Below are 21406 nucleotides of genomic sequence, written 5' to 3'. Positions count from 1 at the left end.
CGTATCAGGTAGGGCGATACTGTTGCGTGCGGCTGGATGATGCCTTCATGTGCGGTAAGGATTCTTCGATGCTCAACGTATGCGCCGATCATGCGCAGCCGCAGCGCATCAGGACAGTTTGATGCGCACGATCAACAGCGCCTTGTACTGCTTGCACGCGTTGGGGCTTGGATCTCTGTTACGGCGGCGACCGACGGTCATCCAGTCGAAGAAATCTGAGCATCGAATGCTCTTCGTTCGGGAACCGATTTTCTTTGTAGGCTGCCTGGGTGGCGTGAACTTTTTTCAGCAGAGTTGGCAGGACTTGCGCCAGTTGGCGGGCGACATGCCGTAACGGGCTTGGAACGAGCGTTGGAACTGCCGCTCCGACGAGAACCCAACTTCATACAGGAGCCAGGTGAGGCTGCAGGTTGGGTTTCCTCTCAGGTGCATATGTGCGAGTTGCAGGCGTTTGTCGCGGATGAAACTGGCGATGCCGCCGAGCGGCTGGAAGCGGCGGTAGAGCGTGGCGCGCGATAGATTGAATGCATTGCGGATCATGCGCTCGCCAAGGTCGTAGTCGCCAAGTCGACCATCGATGAAGTCGATGATGTCATGCAGCAATACATCGTCGACATCCAGTGGCGTGCTGTCGAAGCTCATCGAATAGTTGATGTGCGTGATCGAACGGATGTTGTCGTTGAGCGTAAGAACGTTCGTAAGAGCGTGTGCGCTGTGTCCTGCAATGGTCATGGTTCGTCGCCGCGACCCACAATTGGGGTCCGTTACTTAAACAAAACGCGAAAAGCGACAAGAACCCATCATCAAACCTGCAATTTCTTTTCCAGCAAAGGTTGAGACGGATTGTCGTGTGCGCGATGCGTGGCCGTTCCTAGACTTCGCCGGCATTGAGTGGGGTTCGTTCGACTCGGTGCTGGATTGCGGTGGTGATGACGCAATGTGACTCACCGGCAGTGCGTGGTGCATGTGACGGAGACAAGTCGAAGGCATGAAGAGGGAGGGTTGGACCCGCCTGCTTCCTGCGCGTTGTCTTCGTGCCGGAACTGATCGGTCTAATCGGAGGCAAAGTCGTGGCAAACAGCCAGAAGTTCATTGCGCGCAATCGCGCACCGCGCGTTCAGATCGAGTACGACGTTGAGTTGTACGGTGCACAGAAAAAAGTGCAGCTTCCCTTCGTGATGGGCGTCATGTCGGATCTGTCCGGTGCGAACGCAGGTGAGCTGCCTTCGCTGGAAGACCGCAAGTCGTTGGAGATAGATGTCGACAACTTCGACAGTCGTCTGCAATCAATGAAGCCGCGCGTCGCTTTCTCGGTACCGAATACGCTGACCGGCGAGGGAAGTCTGAACGTCGATATCACGTTCGAAAGCATGGACGATTTTTCGCCGGCTGCGGTCGCGCGCAAAGTAGCCCCGCTGGCCAAGTTGCTTGAGGCCCGCACGCAGCTGGCCAATCTGGATACGTACATGGATGGCAAGGCTGGCGCGGAGGAGTTGATTGCGCAGGCCATGCGTGATCCCGCGTTGATGCAGGCGCTTGCATCTGCCCCCAAGCCCGGCGAGCCGGAACAGGAATAAGCCATGAATACTGAACAGCTGGCAGAGTCTGGCAGCATTGAAGCCGCGTTTGAGAGTGGCGACTTCGCCGCCCTGCTCAACAAGGAATTCAAGCCGAAGAGTGAGCGCGCCAAGGAAGAGGTCGAATCCGCGGTGCGTACCTTGGCTGAGCAGGTGCTGAGTCGTGCCGATATCGTTGGTGATGACGTATCGCAGACGCTCAAGGCGTACATCGCCGAGATCGATCGCAAGCTTACCGAGCAGCTGAACCACATCATCCATCATGCCGATATGCAGCAGCTGGAAGGTGCCTGGCGCGGCCTGCACTATCTGGTGAACAACACCGAGACCGACACGCAGCTCAAGATCCGCGTGCTAAACATCTCCAAGAAGGAGCTCGGCAAGACCCTCAAGCGTTACAAGGGCACGGCGTGGGACCAGAGCCCGATCTTCAAGAAGATCTACGAGCAGGAATACGGCCAGCTCGGTGGTGAGCCGTATGGCTGCCTGGTGGGTGACTACTATTTCGACAACTCGCCGCCGGATGTGGAGCTGCTGGCTGGTATCGCACAGGTGGCTTCGGCCGCCCACGCACCGTTCATATCGGCAGCAGCGCCGAAGTTGATGGGCATGGATGGTTGGAACGAGCTCGCCAATCCGCGTGACCTTGCCAAGATTTTCACCACGCCGGACTACGCGGCCTGGCGCTCCCTGCGCGACTCGGAGGACTCGAAGTACATCGGCCTGGCGATGCCGCGCACACTGTCGCGCTTGCCGTACGGGGCCAATACCAATCCGGTCGATGAGTTCGATTACGAGGAGGACACTGCTGGAGCTGATTCGGCCAAGTACACCTGGCAGAACGCGGCCTATGCGATGGCGGTGAACATCAACCGTTCCTTCAAGCAGTACGGCTGGTGCTCGCGCATCCGCGGCATCGAGTCCGGCGGCGCGGTTGAAGGGCTTCCGGCACATACCTTCCCCACCGACGACGGCGGTGTGGACATGAAGTGCCCGACTGAAGTGGCGATCACGGATCGTCGCTCGGCCGAGTTGGACAAGATGGGCTTGATGCCGCTGGTGCATCGCAAGAATTCGGATATGGCCGCGTTCATCAGCGCGCAGTCACTGAACCAGCCAGCCGAGTACGACAACCCGGACGCAACCGCCAATGCTGCCTTGGCCGCGCGCCTGCCATACATGTTCGCTTGCAACCGCTTTGCACACTATTTGAAGTGCATCGTGCGCGACAAGATCGGTTCGTTCTCCAACCGCGAGCAGATGCAGAAGTGGCTGGGCAACTGGATCCTGCAATACGTGGACGGTGATCCGGCGAACTCCAGCGAGGAGTACAAGGCCAGCCATCCGCTCGCCGCCGCTGAGGTGATTGTGGAGGAAGTCGAAGGCGCACCTGGGTACTACACCTCCAAGTTCTTCCTCAAGCCGCACTACCAGCTGGAAGGGTTGACGGTGTCGCTGCGGTTGGTGTCGCGTCTGCCGTCCCAGGCCAAGGCCTGATCCAAGGTTTCAACCACGCCGGTGGCTGCGTAGTCGCCGGTGTTTCCCATTGATCTACGCGATCACACGAAAATGAAGGAGTGGTTTCATGGCATTTGACATGCATCTGAAGTTCAAGGGCGGCACGGTCACCATCGAGGGCGGCTCGACCCATGGCAAGCACAAGGGCGAAATCCCGGTGTTGGCTTGGTCCTGGGGCGTGAGCAATAGCGGCGACCTGCATAGCGGTGGCGTCAGCTCCGGTGGCAAGGCGCACGTGCAGGATATCTCCATCACCAAGTACGTCGACAAGAGCTCCAACGCGCTGTTGCAGGCCGCTTCCACGGGTGCACGCCTGGATGAGGCATGGCTGTATGTGACCAACGCAACCGGTGAGCAGACCGACTACGTCACCATTCACCTGAGCAACGGCGTGCTGATCACGTCGGTGTCGACCGGTGGCTCCGGTGGCGAAGATCGCCTGACCGAGAACATTACCCTGCACTTCGGCAAGTTCCAGTACGGCTTCCAGCCGCAGAAGCCCGATGGCAATGCGGATGGTGCAGCCAAGACCTTCACTTACGACATGCAGGCTGTGGCCAAGGGCTGATACCCATGAGTATCCAGTTGACCACCGGCGCTGTCGCCGGTTCGACCAACGAGGCCGCAGCGCTGCTGCGTGCAGGCCAGCTGGATCTGGCGCTGCAAGCGCTGACCGCACGTGTGCGGTCGGCGCCTGCGGATGCCAGTGAGCGCGTGTTCCTGTTCCAGTTGTTGGCGGTGATGGGGCAGTGGCGACGCGCCGGCGAACAGTTGCAGGCCGCGGTGCAGCTGGATGCCAACCTGAGCTTGATGGCGACTACCTGTGAGGTACTGCTGCGTGCAGAAGCGCTGCGTGCACAGGTGTTGGCCGGGCAATGCACGCCGCATGTTCTCGGCGCGCCGGAGCCATGGCTGGCCCCGTTGCTGCAGGCGCTGCTGTTGGAGCAGAAGGGGCAGGCGGATGCAGCAGCGCCGCTGCGCGAGTTGGCGCTGGAGCAGGCACCGGCGGTAGCAGGGCGCATTGATGGCGTCGCTTTCAGCTGGTTGGGCGATGCAGACGCACGCTTCGGTCCCTGTCTTGAGGTGATCAGTCAGGGCGGCTACGCCTGGGTGCCGCTGTCACAGGTGCAGGAGTTACGACTGGACGCCCCCAAGGATCTGCGCGACATCCTTTGGTTGCCGGCGGAGATTTCCTGGCGCAATGGCACGCAGTCCATCGTGTTCATCCCTGCGCGCTATCCGGGTACCGAAACCAGTGCAGATGACGCGCTGCGGCTTGCACGTGGTACGCATTGGGACGAGCAGGGGCGTGGCCTCGGACAGCGCATGCTTGCCAGCGACGAAGGCGAGTACCCGTTGCTGGGAACTACCACGATTGTGTTTGACGCGGTGTAAGGCTGTTCACCGATGGCTGAGCTGACCACCACCGAGCGATTGCAGCCATCCCTGCTGGATCGTCTGACCGATGATGAGCCTTTGCGCAGCTCCGAAAGTCGAGAGCAACGGGTGATTTCGCCCAGTCGCCTGCGCGAATGCGTGACCCGCGATCTGTCATGGTTGTTGAACTGCGTGCAGATGGCCAGTGACGCGGCCTTGGCCGACTATCCCGAGGTTGCATCGTCGGTGATCAACTTCGGCATCCCGGATCTGACTGGTACGCAGTTGGCGGGGATCGACGTGAATCAGTTGCAGCAAAGGCTGCGCATGGCCATTCTGGCCTACGAGCCGCGCCTTATTGCCAATACTCTGCAGGTTGCGGTGCGAGCGCAGCAATCGAACATGGACCGGAAATCGCTGGTGTTCGACATCCGCTCGGACATGTGGGCGCAGCCGATCCCGCTGGCCTTGTATCTGAAGACCGAAGTGGACCTTGAGACAGGAAAGCTGGATCTGGTTGAGGGCTACGCCTGATGGATCCACGCTTGCTGCGTCACTACAACCGCGAGCTACAGCATGTCCGCGAAATGGGCGCGGAGTTTGCGCGCGAATTTCCAAAGATTGCTGGGCGCCTGGGGATGGATGGCATTGAATGTGCCGATCCATACGTCGAGCGTCTGCTTGAGGGATTTGCTTTCCTGACGGCGCGTGTCCAGTTGAAGCTGGAGGCGCAGTATCCGGTGTTTACCCAGCACCTGCTGGAGATGGTCTACCCCAATTTCCTGGCTCCCCTGCCTTCGATGGCGGTGGTGCAGCTGCATCCTGACTTGAGCGATGCCAATCTTGCCGCAGGACATCGGGTCGCGCGGCACAGTGCCTTGCGCGGGCAGGTCGGTGCTGAGGAGCGCACGGCCTGTGAGTACCGTACCGCGCATGAGGTAACGCTCTGGCCGTTGGCGATGGCGGAAGCCAAGTACTTCGACAGTCCGGCCGCCTTGGCGGCAGCTGGCATCAACCTGCCTGCCGGGGCGGTGGTGCGTTCGGGTCTGCGCCTGCGCCTGGAGACCCAGTCGGGTGTGCCGGTGCAGGATCTGGCGATGGATGCTTTGCCGCTGTTCCTTGCTGGTGAAGCCGGCAAGCGTCTGTATGAGCAGCTGCTGGGCAACGCTGTTGGCTACCAGGTGAGGGGCGGCGGAATCGCGTCGCCGTGGCATGACGCCACCGGTCTGCATGCGCGTGGCTTTGACGACAGCGAAGCGCTGCTGCCGTATGACGGGCGCTCCTTCAGTGGCTATCGGCTGCTGCAGGAATACTTTGCCTGCCCGGAACGCTTCCTTTTCGTTGAGTTCACCGCGCTGCGGCGGACGCTGCAGCGGATCCCGGGGCAGGTCTTCGAGATCGTCGTCCTGTTCGATCGCAGCGTGGCCAGCCTGCACAACGCGGTTTCGGCTGAAAACTTCAGGCTGTTCTGCACCCCGGCCATCAATCTCTTTCCCCGGCGTGCGGACCGCATCCATCTGGATGCGGGACGCAACGAGCACCACGTACTGGTTGACCGGACCCGGCCGGTGGACTTCGAGATCCACAGCGTGACCCGCGTGGAGGGTTTCGGCGACAGCCAGGAGTCGGAGCAGCGCTTCGAGCCGTTCTACGGCGGCGACGCACGCACCTGGCACGATCCGCATGCGGCGTACTACACCGTGCGCCGTGAGCCCCGGCAGTTGTCGGCGCGCCAGCGTCGGCAGGGCGCGCGTTCCAGTTATGTGGGCAGCGAGTTGTTTGTCAGTCTGGTGGATGCTCGCGACAAATCCTATCCAAGCCGGCTGCGTCAGCTTGGGCTGGAACTGCTGTGCAGCAACCGCGACCTGCCGCTGCAGTTGCCGGTCGGGAAAGGGCAGAGTGACTTCCAGATGGACAACGGTGCCCCGGTTGCCTCGGTGCGTTGTGTCGCAGGGCCAACCCGGCCACGTCCGGCAGGGGATGGCGGCGAGAGCGCGTGGAAGCTGCTCAGTCACCTGCAGTTGAACTATCTGTCGCTGTTCGAAGTGGGCGACGGGCAGGGCGTCAACGCACTGCGCGAGATGCTCTCGCTCTACTGCGATGCCCACGATGCCGGCGCCCAGCGTCAGCTGGAGGGAATCAAGTCGGTGCAGGCACGCCCCATCGTCAGGCGCATTCCGATACCGGGTCCGATCACCTTCGGCCGTGGCCTGGAGATTACCTTGACCTGTGAGGAGAACGCGTTCGAAGGAACCGGTGCCTATTTGCTTGGAGGGGTTCTGCGCCAGTTCTTTGCCCGTTATGTGTCGGTCAATTCATTCACCGAGACGGTGCTGCGCACGGTCGAACGCAACGAGGTAGCGCGATGGACGGCATGTCCGGGCGCCCTGGCGCCGCTGTAACTGCGACGCAGGCGCAGCTGTTTGCTGCGCTCGCCGAGCGGCCATACGCGTTTGATTTGTTTGCCGCGCTGCGCCTGATAGAGCGTGCCCACCCGCAGCATCCACGGCTTGGGCGCTCGGTGCGACCGGCCGATGATCCGGTGCGGTTGCGGCATACGCCGTCACTGGCATTTGCCAGCAGCGACATCGAACGCTTCGAGCTGAGTCAGACCGGCGCGCCGCCCGCATTGCATGGCCTGGTACTGGGCCTGTTCGGGCCGAATGCACCGTTGCCACTTCACCTGACCGAGTACGCGCTGCAGCGCCAGCTGCATGCGCGTGACCGAAGTTTCGTAGCGTTTGCCGATCTGTTCCATCACCGCATGCTGGGCCTGTTCTACCGGGCCTGGGCCGATGCGCAGCCGGTGGTACAGGCTGAGCGCGGTGATGATGACCGCTTCGCCCTGTACCTGGGGGCCCTGGTTGGCCTGGCAACGCCAGGACTGCAAGGACGGGACCGGCTGCCGGACAACTACAAACGACATTTCGCCGGCAGGCTGGGCGCACTGGCGCGCAACCGCGAGGGCTTGCAGGGGCTGTTGCAACAAGCCATGCAGGTGCCCGTGCAGATTGTCGAGTTCGTTGGCGAGTGGATGCGCTTGCCTGCCGACAGTCGCCTGCAACTGGGCCGTGGCCGTGCCAACCAGCTTGGCCGCAGTGCGGTACTGGGCGCGCAGGTGCGCGGTTGCCAGCATCGCTTCCGGGTGCGGATTGGTCCGCTGGATCTGGTCTCGTTCCGGCAGTGGTTGCCGGGCGGTGATGCCCTGGCGCAGTTGACGGCTGCAGTGCGCAGCTATGTCGGCGATACCCAGTCCTGGGACCTGCAACTGCTTTTGCGTGCCGATCAGGTACCGCCCATGCGGCTGGGGCGTAGTGGCCGGATCGGATTGGACAGCTGGATAGGGCAACGCGCCTGGAGTGTGACGGATGCCGATGAAGTGGTCGTCCACCCGCGTTTGGCCAGTGCTTTTTCTGATTCACCAGGAGCTTCGTCATGACCGAAATTAGCCGTAGTGCATTGTTTGGAAAGCTCAACCCGCTGGCTTACCGTGCGATTGAAAGCGCTACGGTGTTCTGCAAGCTGCGTGGCAATCCCTATGTTGAACTGGTGCACTGGCTCCACCAGATCCTGCAGCTGCCTGATTCGGACCTGCACCGGATTCTCCGCCATTTCCAGATTGAGCCATCGCATCTGGCGCGTGATGTGACCGCTGCGCTGGACCGTCTTCCGCGCGGCGCAGGCGGCGTGACTGACCTGTCATCCAACATCGAGGAGGCAGTGGAGCGGGGTTGGGTATATGCATCGCTGAGCTTCGGTGAGGCGCAGGTGCGCACCGGCTACCTGGTGGTCGGCATTCTCAGTGTGCGCACCCTGCGCAGCGTACTGAGCGGGATTTCGCGGGAGTTCGACAAACTCAAGCCGGAGGCGCTGAGCGAGCGCTTTGCCGATATCGTTGCCAGCTCACCTGAGGAAGGTCAGCGCCCGAGCGATGGCTTCCAGCTGGGCAACGCGGGTGCACCGGGCGAGGCCAGTGGGGCGATTGCGCCAGCGGCGATGGGCAAGCAGGAAGCGCTTGCGCGCTTCACCACCGACCTGACCGCGCAGGCGCGCGATGGCAAGCTCGACCCGATCGTTGGCCGTGATGATGAGATCCGTCAGGTGGTCGATATCCTGATGCGTCGCCGTCAGAACAACCCGATCCTGATCGGCGAAGCCGGTGTCGGCAAGACGGCCGTGGTGGAAGGGTTCGCACAGCGCATCGTGCGTGGTGACGTACCGCCGGCATTGAAGGAAGTGGAACTGCGTGTGCTGGATGTGGGCTTGCTGCAGGCCGGCGCGAGCATGAAGGGTGAGTTCGAGCAGCGCCTGCGTGCCGTGATCGAAGAAGTGCAGGCCAGTACCCGCCCGATCATCCTGTTCGTTGATGAGACCCACACGCTGGTGGGAGCAGGTGGTGCAGCCGGTACCGGCGATGCGGCAAACCTGCTCAAGCCTGCACTGGCACGCGGTACCTTGCGCACGATTGGCGCAACCACGTTTGCCGAGTACAAAAAGCATATCGAGAAAGACCCGGCGTTGACCCGGCGTTTCCAATCCATCCAGGTCGACGAGCCGGATGAGATCAAGGGCGTGCTGATGATGCGCGGTGTGGCCAGCACCATGGAGAAACACCATCAGGTGCAGATCCTGGACGAGGCGCTGGAGGCATCGGTCAAGCTGAGCCATCGCTACATTCCGGCACGGCAGTTGCCGGACAAATCGGTCAGCCTGCTCGACACCGCCTGCGCGCGCGTAGCGGTCAGCCTGCACGCGGTACCGGCCGAGGTGGATGACAGTCGTCGACGCATCGAGTCGTTGGAAACCGAGCAGCGCATCATCGCCCGCGAGGCCGCGGTCGGGGTCGAGACAGCCGAGCGGGACGCTGCGGTTGAGATCGCGCTGGCGGGTGAACGCGCGCGTCTTGCTGCCTTGGAAGTCCGCTGGCAGGCGGAGAAGGCGCTGGTTGATGAGCTGCTGGGCCTGCGTGCGCAGCTACGCAGTGGTGGTTCACCGGTCGAAGGTACGGGCAGCATGCTGGAAGTGCAGGCCGCTACCGAGGCAGCGGTGGAGGAGGTAGCTGTCGCCGTGGTGGATCGGCCGGCGTTGCTGGCAAGGCTGCAGCAGGTACAGGGCGAGCTTGCGGTGCTGCAGGGCGAAAGCCCGTTGATCCTGCCGACCGTGGACTACCAGGCCGTGGCTGCGGTGGTCGGCGATTGGACTGGCATTCCGGTGGGGCGTATGGCACGCAACGAAATCGAAACCGTGCTGCGCTTGCCTGAACTGCTCGGCAAGCGGGTGATCGGCCAGGACCACGCGATGGAGATGATCGCCAAGCGCATCCAGACCAGCCGTGCGGGCCTGGACAACCCCTCCAAGCCGATCGGTGTGTTCATGCTGGCCGGCACCTCTGGCGTCGGCAAGACCGAGACCGCGCTGGCCTTGGCCGAAGCGCTATACGGCGGTGAGCAGAACCTGATCACCATCAATATGAGTGAGTATCAGGAAGCGCATACCGTTTCCTCGCTCAAGGGGGCTCCTCCTGGCTACGTGGGCTACGGCGAAGGCGGCGTGTTGACCGAGGCCGTGCGCCGCCGCCCGTATTCGGTGGTGCTGCTGGACGAGGTGGAGAAAGCCCATTCGGACGTGCACGAACTGTTCTTCCAGGTATTCGACAAGGGCTGGATGGAGGACGGCGAAGGTCGCCGTATCGATTTCCGCAATACCTTGATCCTGCTTACCAGCAATGCCGGCACCGACCTGATTGCCAGCTTGTGCAAGGATCCGGAATTGATGCCGGACCCGGAAAGCATGGCCAAGGCCTTGCGCGAGCCATTGCTGAAGGTGTTCCCGCCAGCGCTGCTGGGTCGCCTGGTTGCCATCCCGTACTACCCGCTGAGCCCGGACATGCTGGGCCAGATCGTGCGCCTGCAGCTGGATCGCATCAAAAAGCGTGTCGAGCAGCGCTACAAGATCCCCTTCCACTATGACGACAGCGTGGTCGAGCTTGTGGTCAGCCGTTGCAACGAAGGCGAATCAGGCGGGCGGATGATCGACGCGATTCTGACCAATACGATGCTTCCGGAAATAAGCCGGGAGTTCCTGGGGCGGGCGATTGGCGGACAAGGTATTTCCGGGGTTGAGGTTGGAGCTTCCGGTGGTGAGTTCTCCTACTCAATCGAATAGAAAATAAAGGCAATTGGTGAATATATGATTAGCTATGACAGGTATAGCGACCGCCGCTTGAATACCCTTGTTTTTGCGGGCTCGCATGATGCGGCGATTGTAAATGGCAGTGATAACGCCAAGACGCAGGCGCTCAACATCTATGCCCAGGCGGTTGCGGGAATCCGGATTTTTGATCTTCGAATAATGAAGGGGATTACCGGTGGCTTGACGTCCTATCACGGGACCAAAGTCGGGCGTGTTCTTGTGGCGGGCACCAAGGGTATTGGGCTTTCAAGGATACTTGCTGAAGCAAAGAGCTTTGTTTCGAACCATCCTTCTGAGTTCTTGCTTCTGAAGTTTGACAAGTGCTCCGGCTGGAAAGACATTGCCAACGAATGCGTTGATGTGCTTGCTGAGAATATGTACGCCGGCGGCGGCAATCTGAGCAGGAAAAAACTGTCGGATGTTGCTGGCAAGGTGGCTGTTCTATTTACGAAGGATGGCTATAAGGAAATCGCGAAGCTGAGGGAGTTGGCTTCATCGTCAGCGGCCGGTGGCGTGAGTACGGGGCGGGAAAACGCGCTTTTAAGGGGTAGGCCGACTATTGCATCCATCATGCCGGTCAAAAATCTGTATTCGGACGGTGCGGTTTCGCCATACAACGACAGGGAAGATGGATTGCAGTATGTCGGGAAGGGCGGCACCTCGCTTGACAACAAGGATTTCGACCAAAAGCTTGCAGATAACGTAAGAAAACAAAACAGAATAATGGGCGCCGCAATCAATGGTGCCGACCCGGAAGCATTTGGGATGATGTACTGGACGACCACGGGCTTGTTCAAGTCCATCCGGGAAAGAGACGAGCATAATTGGAACAGCCCGGCTCAAATGCGTGCGGCCGTCCAGGGCGGGATTGGTGGGGCGAATTACACCCCGCCGCCGCCACAGTTCGGCGATAGCATGAAAAGGCTTTGGCTGCAGGGCATGGGGGCATATATGAATTTGAATATCCCGGTGGGTGCTAGACCCAATGGGATCGTTCCGCATGGCCAAGTCATCAAGCGTTTCATGCCTAATTTCGTAATGGTGGATTTTGCCGACGCACAGAAGTGCGAGGCCATTTTTGACCTGAACGACATGGACCTGCTTGCGGTGCGCACCGCGATGCTGCACTTTGGATTGACCTGAGGCTTTTGACTGTTCGCCTCCTGCCGGTTCTTTGCTGTTGCCTTTGTTTCCTCACGTAGGATTTTTATCTTGCAACCCGCAGCCCGCCTGACTGACATGCATGCCTGCCCGATGGTGACGGGCATCATCCCGCACGTCGGTGGCCCGATTCTGGCGCCAGGCGCACCAACCGTGCTGATCGGCAAATTGCCGGCAGCACGGGTGACCGATATGTGCGTCTGCGTTGGTCCTCCTGACACCATCGTCAAGGGCTCGACCAAGGTGTTCATCAAGGGGCTGCCTGCCGCCCGTATGGGCGACAGCACGGCGCATGGAGGTGTCATCGTGCTCGGTTGCTTCACCGTACTGGTGGGGTGAGCCAGCTGGATGTGTTGGCGGGGTGCTTGCCCGAGGATCGACAGCGTTGCCGCTGGCAACGCTGGCTGTGCGTAAGAGTGGTGCGTAAAAAATCATATTTCTCAATGCCGTGAGACGAAACGTCGCCTCATGGCTGCCGCTATTACCTATTTTCGTGGATTGCCGCGCTCTGCAGTCAGGATAAGGTCGGTGCCTGAGCAGACGGGTGCGGTTGCGCGCGTCGCATTGTGAGCCTGGGGGTGCTCAGCATGTTGCGGGCTTGTCGCCGGTAATTTCTGCGGGGAAAACTTGTCTGTGAATACTCTCATGTCGGTGTCCTGCCCGGATTCCATCACGCGTTTGTTGGTGCGTTGGCAAGAGGGGGACAGCCCCGCCAGTGATGCGTTGGCACATCTGGTGTACGACGAACTGCACCGCATCGCAGTGCGCAACCTGTCGCGTGCTGCCAGTGGTGGCTTGCAGGCAACCGAACTGGTCAGCGAGGCATGGTTGACGCTTTCTGAGCGGGCCAAAGAGTTCGCCTCGCGCGAGCACTTCTTCGCGTTGGCGTCGCTGCAGATGCGTCAGCTGCTGATTACCTTGGCACGTGCGCAGGCCTGCGCCAAACGCAGTGGCGAGATGGTGCCATTGACCATGCGTTTGATCGATCCAGCGCTTGCGCCAGTCGACCTGGCTGGTATCGCCGAAGCGTTCGAAGATCTCTCTCGGCTTGACCCGCGCAAGGCGCAGGCGTTCGCGCTGACCGAGCTGGTTGGGATGACGGTGCACGAAGCAGCGCAGATGTTGGGAGTGTCATTGCCAACCATTGAAAGGGATCTGCGCTTCGTCCGTGCATGGCTGTTGGCGCGGCTGACACGACGTTGATTGCCGAGCGTTGGCGGACATTGGAGCTGCTTTTCCACCAGGCCAGCGATTTGCCGCTGTCGGAAAGGGAAGCCTTTGTCCTGCGTGAAGCAGGTCACGACGCGCTGCTGCAACAAGAGCTGGAGGCAATGCTGGGTGTGGCTGCAGAAGCTACCATCAGGTTGCGGCAGCCGTTGGAGCAGGCGGTCGCCGCACTGATGCCTGCGCTGTTGGGCGAAGGCACCCGCTGTGGGCCCTGGGCAATCGACGGTTTGATCGGTGCCGGTGGTATGGGCAGGGTCTATCTGGGGCATCGCGCGGATGGAGCCTATCAGCAGCGGGTGGCGATAAAACTGGTGGCAAATCCGTGGCTGGACGAGCGGCAACGCGCGTTCTTCGAGTTTGAGTGCCGGATGCAGGCGCAGATGCACCACCCTGCTATCGCTCAGATCTACGACGCAGGCCTGCACGAAGACGAGCGACCCTATCTGGTCATGGAATACATCGATGGCGAGGCCATCGACGGGTGGTGCAGCGGACGCAGGGCGAGCCTGGAGCAGCGTGTGCAGCTGCTCATGCAGGTCTGTGAAGGTGTACAGCACGCGCACCAGAAAGGAGTGATCCATCGTGATCTGAAGCCGCGCAATGTGCTGGTTGGCGATGTCGACGGCCGCGCCCAGCCCAAGCTCATCGACTTCGGCATTGCCATTGATGGACTGGTGGACGAGGCTGGGGAGCTCGCTGCCGGGACGCCGGGTTACATGAGTCCGGAGCAGGCCGGCAGGCATGCCGGTATCGATGTGCGCAGTGATGTGTACTCGCTTGGGGTGCTGCTGCACCAGTTGCTGTGTGGCCAGGTGCCCAGCGCCGATACCAGTGATGCCTTGTCGCCATTGCGGCTGCTGTCCTCATTGACGCCTGCGGCGCAGACCGCGCTTGCGCTGGAGTGTCGCGCCACGCCACGGCGGCTGCGCGGCGCACTGGTGACTGGCTTGGATGCCATCGTGCGCAAGGCCACCGACCCTGAGCGCGGGCAGCGCTACGAGGCGGTATCCAGCCTGCTTGCCGATCTTGCTCGTTGGCAACAGGGCAAGTTGCCTCTGGGGGCCGCGGCTTCGCCTTGGTTGGTAGCACGGCAGTTTCTGCAACGGCATCGTCTGCCGGTACTGGCAGCATCACTGGTTCTGGTGTGTGCGGTGTCCGCACTGCTGGCGTCGCTATGGGCGCTGTCGCAGGCGCATGAACAGCAGCAGGTCGCTGCGCAGCGTCGATTGCAGTTGGAACGCATGGTGGCTTTTCAGCAGGAGATGTTGCAGAGCGTTGACGTGGACGCGATGGGCCATGCGATGGAGCGCGGGGGCGCGCAGGCGCCGCCAGAAGTGGCGCGCGACCTGCTTGAGCGCTATGTGGTGGCGCACGCTTTGCAGCGCTTGCAGTTGGACTTCAAGGATGACCCGGTGCTTGCCACTGAGTTGCGGCAGTCGTTGGCCGGGGTGTTGGCCTCCATCGGACGTTACCCGGCAGCCGCACACGAACTGCAGCTGGTGTTGAAAGACCTGCGGGCTCAGCAGCAGCCGCCCGAGCGCGTGCTCGATGCCACTGTGGACCTTGCAGATGCGTTGTATCGTGAGGGTAGCTTCGAGGCTGCCCACCAGCTTCTGCTGGATGCGCGAACCACGGCAACGGATGTACCCGAGCACAATCCACTTTGGCTGCGTGCAGGTGTGCTGATGGCGCGCGTGCTGCTGGCGCAGGGGCGTCAGCCTGAAGCACTGGCGCTGCAGCTGAAGCTGGAGCAGGACTGGGCGCAGCGGTCTGGTCGGTTGGATGCGGGGATGATGGAGCTTGGGGTGGGCATCGTTGCTACGTTGACCCGGATGTCGCAGCGTGAGCGCGCGCTTGAGCGCATGCAGGTGCTGTTGCCAAAGCTTCGTTCGCGCTATGGGCGCAGTGCGCCGCGGACACTGGCGGCCAGCTTGACGATGGCCGACCTGCTCAATACTGCAGGCGAGTACGAGGACTCATTGGCCTTGGCATCGGAGGTGCGGGCGGTCCGCCAACAGGCGCTCGGCGTGGATCACCCGGATACCTTGCAGGCCTTGGCGCTGGAAGGTGCCAACCGGGTTCGTCTGGCCCAGGATGCTCGCGCCTGGTCTGCGGCCGAAGGGTTCATGAGCGATCTTCTACAGCGACGGCAGCGGGTGTTGGGGCCAGCGCATCCGGACACCTTGCGTAGCAAGGCTGACATGATCCGATTGCTGGCCAAACAGGGCGTTCCCGCCAAGTTTGACCAAGCCATAGCCATGCAGCGCCAGCTGCTTGCCAACCGGGAGCGTGTGTTGGGGAAACTGCATCCCGATACGCTGTTCAGCCAAGGGGGGCTGGCCAGCATGCTGGCCAACACGGATCGGCATGCGGAAGCGCGCAAGGCAGCCTTGGCCACGCTGGACGGCTATCGCAAGGTCACGCCGGATCATGCGCTGATATCGGCCACCTGGGATGTGCTGGGTCGAATCGAAGACCATGCCGGGAACCTGGCAGCTTCGATTGCGGCGCATCGGACCGCGCTGCGGATGCGTGATGCTCGACGAGGCGTATTGGATGCGCACACCACGGAGAGCGCATCGCGCTTGTATGTGGTGTTGCAGCGCATGGGCGATCATGGCGGTATGGCCCTGATCCGGTCGCGCTATCTCGATCCGGTAATCGCCCAGGACCCGACGACATTGAATGCTTCGCTGCGATCTGTACGGGCAGAAGCGGTCAGGGCGTTGGCAATGCCAGTGGCATCAAGTTCGTCCTCGGCCGTAGTCCATGCCGGGCATTGAGACGAATTGTCGGTCGCCGTGCGCCGCGTCATGTGAGCATCGCCGGGCCAGTCAGCGGCATTAGTTCGGCGGTGGCGTCGGACTTCGGCAATTTCCTTGAGTTACGGATTGATGATGGCACGCACGATCTCCCTGCATTCTGAGCTCGGCGAGCAGCTCCGGTTCGTGCGGCTGCAGGCCAACGAGGCCTTGGGCCAGCCCTTCAGGTACGAGATAGAGGGGCTGTGTAGCAGTGCTTGTCCCGATCTGCCGGCGCTGTTGGGCACGCCGATGACGGTGTCGTTGGATGTTGACGGCAAGCAGCGCCACTTTCACGGCATCATCGCCGCTGTCGAGCAGCTCGACGGGGTGGTCATCGATGGTCTGGTCAATGTGCGTTTGTCGTTCGCGGTGGTGCCAAAGCTATGGTTGCTGAGCAGGCGCCAGGATTGCCGTATCCATGTCGACATGAGCGTGCCGGACATCGCCCGCAAGTACCTGTCCGAGATCGGCTATAGCGACGTGCGGATGAGCCTGTCGGGAGCCTACCCGCCGCGTGAGTATTGCGTGCAGTACAACGAAAATGGCTGGGATTTCGTGTCGCGCCTGCTTGAGCAGGAAGGCATCTACTACTACTTCGAGAACGCGCGCGGCAAGCATACGCTGGTGCTGGCTGACGGCATTGGTGCCCACGGGCGGTTGGCACCGTTCGAGGTCATGCAGTGGCAGAGCGCAGCTGCGGCAATGGGTGGACACCAGGCTGGGGTGAGCAATTGGCGTCACCGTCTGCAGGTGCATCCAACGCGCTATCAGCTGGACGAGTACGACCCGCTCAAGCCACGCGCAAGCCTGCTGGGTGACGAGCGCCTCAGCGGTGACGGGCTGCATGGCATTGGCGGGCTGGAAGGCTACCAGTGGCACGGTGCACATCCTGTACAGGCAGATGGGCGGCGCTACGCGCAGGTGCGGGCGGAGGCACATAACGTCGAGCGTTCCTGCTTCCAGGGCCACACCAATGCATGGGGCCTGGGCGTCGGCCAGCTGTTCAAGTTGGAACATGGGCCGCAGGCGGACTGGAACCAGGAGTACCTGGTGACCTCCGCGCAGACGGTGCTTGAGGAAGGTGAGGCGGCGGGTAGTGGGGTGACAGTGTCCTGCGAGTTCCAGGCGTTGCCGGGGAAACTGCCGTACCGCTCGGCCATCACTACGCCTCGCCCGCGCATCGCTGGAGTGCAGAGCGCGGTGGTTGCCGGCGAGAGCGAGGAGGACATTGCCGTCGACAAGAATGGCCGCGTGCAGGTGAACTTCCATTGGAGCAAGCCCGGCCGGCAGCATGCGCAGGTATCCTGCCCGGTGCGTGTTGCCTCTGCGTGGGCTGGCAAAGGATGGGGCATACAGGCAATTCCGCGGGTAGGGCAGGAGGTGCTTGTTGCCTTCCTGGACGGTGATCCGGACAGGCCGCTGATTGTTGGCAGCGTTTTCAATGCCGATCACATGCCGCCGTATCCGCTGCCCGAGCAGCGCACCCGTAGCGGCATACGCAGCCGCAGCCATCCAGATGGCGGTGCCGCCGACTGCAACGAAATCTGCTTTGAGGACCGCAAGGGCAGCGAGGACTTCTTGTTGCATGCGCAGAAAGACATGCATGTCGAGGTTGAGAACGATCAGCTGCTGTTGATCGAGCACGACCAGCAGTTGGATGTGCGCAATGATCAGCGCTACACAGTCGACAACGATCAGCTCGGCAAGGTAAAGCACGATCGCAGGATCGAGGTTGATAACGAGGAGCAGCTCACCGTGGGGGCGAACGCCACCACCACGGTGCAGAAGAAATTGAAGCTCGATGCGGGCTCGGAGATCGAGCTGGTCACGGGTGCATCCAGCATCGTGATGAAAAGTTCCGGCGAGATCACCATCAAGGGGGTCAAGATCGTGATCGAGGGCTCGCAGGCGGTCAACGTCGAGGGCAAGGTGCAGGTCAACATCAAGGCCGGGGCGACCATGGACATCGGTGCCGGGGCAAGCCTGAAGATGCACTCCGATGCGATGCTGCAGGTGCAGGCTGGTGCCCAGGCCGAGGTCAAGGCGCCGATGCTGAACCTGTCCGCTGATGCGCTGGCCAAAATGGCAGCGCCGCTGATCCTGATCGGGTGACCCGCATGGATGCCAATCAAGCCATGGTCTTTGCAGACGCATGCGACCAGATGCAGATCGATCCGGCGGCGCGCGGGTTGCTCAGGAGTGGGATGACTGCGCCAGACGCGGTACGCGCGCTGTTCGAGGCTGGGCATGATCAGGCCGCACTGCAGTTGGCCGCGCGGGTTATGCCAAAACGCTACGTGGTCGCTTGGCTGTGTCAATGCGCCCGCGGGCAGACGTTGGAGCCAGAGGCTCGTGCGGGCGCGGCGTTGGCAGAGCGTTGGTTGCGTGAGCCTACAGAACAGCACCGTCGTGCTGCGTTCGAGTATGCCAACGCTGGTGGCTACGGGAGCGTGGGCGCGTGGTTTGCGGCAAGCGCGGGCTGGGCCGAGGGCAGCTTGGCACCGGCCGGTCAGCAGGTGGTGGCTCCCCCGGAGCATCTCACTGCGCGCGCCGTGGTGGCTGCGTTGAATCTGTTGGCGGCAATTGACACAGCGAATTTCCACGAGCGCCGTGCAGGCTATGTTCGACAGGCGCTGGCCGTGCTCGACGGCATGGCCGGATGACTCCGTAGTCACAGCGCCTGTCTACATAACCTGCTTCATCTGGAGTACTACCTACGTGTCTTCCCAGCAGAACCTGATCCTCACCGTCAGCGGGCGTCACGCCTCCCAATTTGGCAGCTCCGCGCAGAAAACTTTCATCCAGCAGGGCGGGAGCATCGGCCGTGCCGAGGACTGTGACTGGGTGCTGCCGGCATCCGGCGTGTCGCGTGTGCACGCGATGGTGCGGTATCTCAATGGGATGTACTTCATTGAAGACCGCAGCACCAATGGCATGCTGCTCAACGGCGCCAACCTGACGCGCGGTGAACCGGCGATGCTGGGGGATACAGACCGGCTGCAGGTGGATAGTTTCGAAATCGAAGTTCGTCTGCAGACCATCGGCGCGCCTGGTCCTCTGCCGCCTGCCAGTGACGAGTACAACCCGGACCTGACCCAGGTGGCTTTCAGTCCTGCTGCCAGGGCACCCGTCGCAACCGGCCCGGTGGAGGATCCGTTCGACCACTTGTGGCAGGGCATCGGGGCAAGCCAGGAGCCGCCAGCGATGGCGGCGTCGCCGGCAGCACCGGGTCCGTCATCCGGGTCCGGCCGTGATCATGTCGACCTGATGGCGGTGCTGGGGGCACCGCTTGAACTTGACCCATTGCAACTGCTGCAGGCAAGTGCGCCAGTGTCGCGGCCGGTGGCGGTGCAGAGTGATGCTTCCGCATGGCATCACAGTGCTTCCTCGCAGGACCACTTCCGCCCGCCAAGCGTGCTCGGCGCGGGCGCGCAGCTGCCCGAGGACTGGGACTTGTCCGGCGACGATCACCCGCCAGCCCTGGCGCAGCCATTGGCGGCATCGCCCGCGATCGGCGCGCCAAGCATGGGGCGTGATATGGAGCAGGACAGGATCCTGCGCATTGTCACCGAAGGAGTGATGGAGGTGCTGCGTGCGCGCGCCGAGGTCAAGAACAGTTTCCGGTTGCCGGTGACGGTCATCCAGCGTACGGAAAACAATCCGCTCAAGTTCGCAGCAACCGCGCAGGACGCGTTGCATAAGATCGGCGGTGGCGAAGGCGGTGCCTTCCTGACGGGTGCGGCGGCGTTTGAAGACGCCTTTGATGATATCCGCTGCCATCAGATGGCGATGCTGGCGGGTATGCGTGCGGGCTATGACGCGGTGTTGCGGAGCTTCGATCCTGATCGTCTGGAACAGGATGTTGACCGCGATGGGCGTCGCTTTGGCCTTGGTGGCAAAGGCCGCTACTGGGAGCGCTATCGAGCGCAGTATCAGGCGCTGTCGCAGGATCCAGATGATTGTTTCCGTCGTTTGTTTGGCGAGGATTTTGCCCGCGCTTACGAAACGCAGCTGGCACGCTACAAGAGCTCACGCAGGTCTGAGACGAAATGACGGGCTGCCGCCCCACCTCAGTGGCCAGAATCGCCGCCACCCATCATCGTTCCCGCTTGCTGCGCGTAACGGTGAAAACGGGCCGGCGGGATTGTCCGGTTCACGATTTCTGACCGGTGTAGCAAGGGCCTGCACACCGCAACCTGCGAGCAGAGCCGATGGCACACAGCAACAAGGTCGTCTGGAGTGAAGGTTTGTTCCTTCGCCCCCAGCATCTACAGCAGCAGGAACGCTACATCGAGCGCTACGTCGAGTTGCGCACGACGCCGTTGCAGGCCCATGGCTGGGGCTTCAGCGAGTTGGAGCTGGAAACCGATCTGCTGGCGGTGGGCAAGCTGGGCGTGCGTCGCGCGCGTGGCGTGTTTGCCGACGGCACGCCGTTCGCGATGCCCGGTGATGATCCATTGCCGCCGCCGCTGGAGCTGGACCTCAATGCGCGTGACCAGACCATCTATCTGACGCTGCCGCTGCGGCAACCGGCGCAACCGGATATCGGCCGGCCGGAATCGCCGCAGGACCAGCTCTATCGCTATGGCGTAAGAGAGCTGGAAGCGCTGGATAGCTCCGGCAGCGTCGATGAGCGCGTGTTGATGGAAGTTGCCGGGCTCAGCACGCGGCTGGCATTGGCCTCGCAGCCGTTGGAAGGTCTGGCGCGGATACCGCTTGCGCAACTGGTGGAGGTGCGAGCCGACCGGCGTGCTCAGTTGGATGACGGATTCATCGCCAGCGTCACTGCCTGCGAAGCCGCCCCACGGCTTTCTACGTTTCTGGTCGAGCTGCTCGGTTTGCTGCACCAGCGCGGCGAAGCCCTGGCAGCGCGGGTGGCAGTCAGCGACCGCGGTGGCGCTGCCGAGATCGCCGACTTCCTGATGCTGCAGCTGGTCAACCGCTGGCAGCCGCGTCTGGCCTATTGGGCTGCCGTTCCCCGCCTGCACCCGGAAGCCCTGTACACCGAGCTGCTGGCACTGGCTGGGGAACTGGCGACGTTCACTGCGCCGGGCAAGCGTCCGCCAGCATTTGCTCCCTATCTGCATGATGCGCAACGTGAGAGCTTCGAACCGCTGATTGCAGCCTTGCGCAGCAGCCTCAGCGCGGTGCTTGAGCAGACCGCATTGGCGATACCTGTGCAGGCCCGCAAGTTTGGTGTCTGGGTGGCGGTGATTCCGGACCCGGGTTTGCTTGACGCTGCCCAGTTCGTGCTGGCCGCCAAGGCGGACCTGCCTGCCGATGACCTGCGCCGGCGGCTGCCGGCGATGGCCAAGATCGGCCCGGTTGAGCAGATTCGCGACCTGGTCAACCTGCAACTGCCGGGTATAGCTCTGGCCCCGATGGCAGTGGCGCCACGGCAGATCCCGTACCACGCCGGCCATGTCTATTTTGAATTCGACAAACAGACACCGATGTGGCGTGCGTTGCAAGGCGCAGGGGGTCTTGCGTTCCACCTGGGCAACGAGTTCCCGGGCATAACGCTGCAACTCTGGGCGATCAGGGGGTAGG

Annotated in this window: 17 protein-coding genes; 16 read left to right on the top strand and 1 reads right to left on the bottom strand. The window is 61.9% G+C overall.

The genetic code is table 11. The annotated features are described in order from the left end of the window. Nucleotides 1–285: 285 nt before the first annotated feature. Complete coding sequence (locus tag ACVOLL_RS02810; protein WP_481511482.1) at nucleotides 286–732, bottom strand: helix-turn-helix domain-containing protein; 447 nt, start codon at nucleotides 730–732, stop codon at nucleotides 286–288. Between the two features lie 338 nt (nucleotides 733–1070). Between ACVOLL_RS02810 and tssB the strand changes: the two genes are divergently transcribed. From tssB to tssK, 16 genes are all read left to right on the top strand, one after another. Then, nucleotides 1071–1577, top strand: coding sequence for a type VI secretion system contractile sheath small subunit (gene tssB / locus ACVOLL_RS02805; protein ID WP_481507806.1), 507 nt, complete (start codon nucleotides 1071–1073; stop codon nucleotides 1575–1577). Nucleotides 1578–1580: 3 nt separating this feature from the next. After that, nucleotides 1581–3074, top strand: a complete 1494-nt coding sequence (tssC, locus tag ACVOLL_RS02800; RefSeq protein ID WP_481507782.1) for a type VI secretion system contractile sheath large subunit — start codon at nucleotides 1581–1583, stop codon at nucleotides 3072–3074. 88 nt (nucleotides 3075–3162) lie between these two features. Beyond that, nucleotides 3163–3663 carry an Hcp family type VI secretion system effector gene (locus tag ACVOLL_RS02795; RefSeq protein ID WP_481511481.1) on the top strand — a complete coding sequence of 167 codons (501 nt, stop codon included), beginning with the start codon at nucleotides 3163–3165 and terminating at the stop codon, nucleotides 3661–3663. A 5-nt stretch (nucleotides 3664–3668) separates the two neighbouring features. Further along, nucleotides 3669–4490 (top strand): type VI secretion system accessory protein TagJ, encoded by an 822-nt coding sequence (locus ACVOLL_RS02790; RefSeq protein ID WP_481511480.1) that lies wholly within the window; start codon nucleotides 3669–3671, stop codon nucleotides 4488–4490. A 12-nt stretch (nucleotides 4491–4502) separates the two neighbouring features. Beyond that, complete coding sequence (tssE, locus tag ACVOLL_RS02785) at nucleotides 4503–5006, top strand: type VI secretion system baseplate subunit TssE (protein ID WP_481511479.1); 504 nt, start codon at nucleotides 4503–4505, stop codon at nucleotides 5004–5006. Continuing rightward, a complete protein-coding gene (tssF, locus tag ACVOLL_RS02780) occupies nucleotides 5006–6874 on the top strand; it encodes a type VI secretion system baseplate subunit TssF (RefSeq protein WP_481511478.1) in 1869 nt (622 codons plus the stop codon). The genes tssE and tssF overlap by 1 nt, the downstream gene beginning before the upstream one ends. Then, nucleotides 6847–7911, top strand: coding sequence for a type VI secretion system baseplate subunit TssG (gene tssG / locus ACVOLL_RS02775; RefSeq protein ID WP_481511477.1), 1065 nt, complete (start codon nucleotides 6847–6849; stop codon nucleotides 7909–7911). The genes tssF and tssG overlap by 28 nt, the downstream gene beginning before the upstream one ends. Further along, a complete protein-coding gene (gene tssH, locus ACVOLL_RS02770) occupies nucleotides 7908–10637 on the top strand; it encodes a type VI secretion system ATPase TssH (protein WP_481511476.1) in 2730 nt (909 codons plus the stop codon). The genes tssG and tssH overlap by 4 nt, the downstream gene beginning before the upstream one ends. 24 nt (nucleotides 10638–10661) lie before the next feature. Further along, nucleotides 10662–11807: a PI-PLC domain-containing protein gene (locus ACVOLL_RS02765; protein ID WP_481511475.1), complete on the top strand. Its 1146-nt coding sequence runs from the start codon at nucleotides 10662–10664 to the stop codon at nucleotides 11805–11807. 96 nt (nucleotides 11808–11903) lie between these two features. Continuing rightward, on the top strand, nucleotides 11904–12164 hold the full coding sequence (locus tag ACVOLL_RS02760) for a PAAR domain-containing protein (RefSeq protein ID WP_481511525.1): 261 nt from the start codon (nucleotides 11904–11906) through the stop codon (nucleotides 12162–12164). A 306-nt stretch (nucleotides 12165–12470) separates the two neighbouring features. Further along, a complete protein-coding gene (locus ACVOLL_RS02755; protein ID WP_481511524.1) occupies nucleotides 12471–13028 on the top strand; it encodes an ECF-type sigma factor in 558 nt (185 codons plus the stop codon). Then, the gene (locus ACVOLL_RS02750; RefSeq protein WP_481511474.1) at nucleotides 12998–15835 is read left to right on the top strand and encodes a serine/threonine-protein kinase; all 2838 of its coding nucleotides are present in this window, start codon (nucleotides 12998–13000) and stop codon (nucleotides 15833–15835) included. The genes ACVOLL_RS02755 and ACVOLL_RS02750 overlap by 31 nt, the downstream gene beginning before the upstream one ends. Nucleotides 15836–15949: 114 nt before the next feature. Then, nucleotides 15950–17968 (top strand): type VI secretion system Vgr family protein, encoded by a 2019-nt coding sequence (locus ACVOLL_RS02745; RefSeq protein ID WP_481511473.1) that lies wholly within the window; start codon nucleotides 15950–15952, stop codon nucleotides 17966–17968. 23 nt (nucleotides 17969–17991) lie between these two features. Beyond that, nucleotides 17992–18519, top strand: coding sequence for a DUF6931 family protein (locus ACVOLL_RS02740; RefSeq protein ID WP_481511523.1), 528 nt, complete (start codon nucleotides 17992–17994; stop codon nucleotides 18517–18519). Nucleotides 18520–18574: 55 nt separating this feature from the next. Further along, nucleotides 18575–19909 (top strand): type VI secretion system-associated FHA domain protein TagH, encoded by a 1335-nt coding sequence (tagH, locus tag ACVOLL_RS02735; RefSeq protein WP_481511472.1) that lies wholly within the window; start codon nucleotides 18575–18577, stop codon nucleotides 19907–19909. Nucleotides 19910–20067: 158 nt separating this feature from the next. Beyond that, on the top strand, nucleotides 20068–21405 hold the full coding sequence (tssK, locus tag ACVOLL_RS02730; RefSeq protein WP_481511471.1) for a type VI secretion system baseplate subunit TssK: 1338 nt from the start codon (nucleotides 20068–20070) through the stop codon (nucleotides 21403–21405). The last annotated feature ends 1 nt before the right edge of the window (nucleotide 21406 follow it).

This window comes from Stenotrophomonas sp. STEN035 (assembly GCF_056759935.1).
Note: the sequence above shows the minus strand (reverse complement) of the source record. Positions and strands in the feature narration are given on the sequence as shown.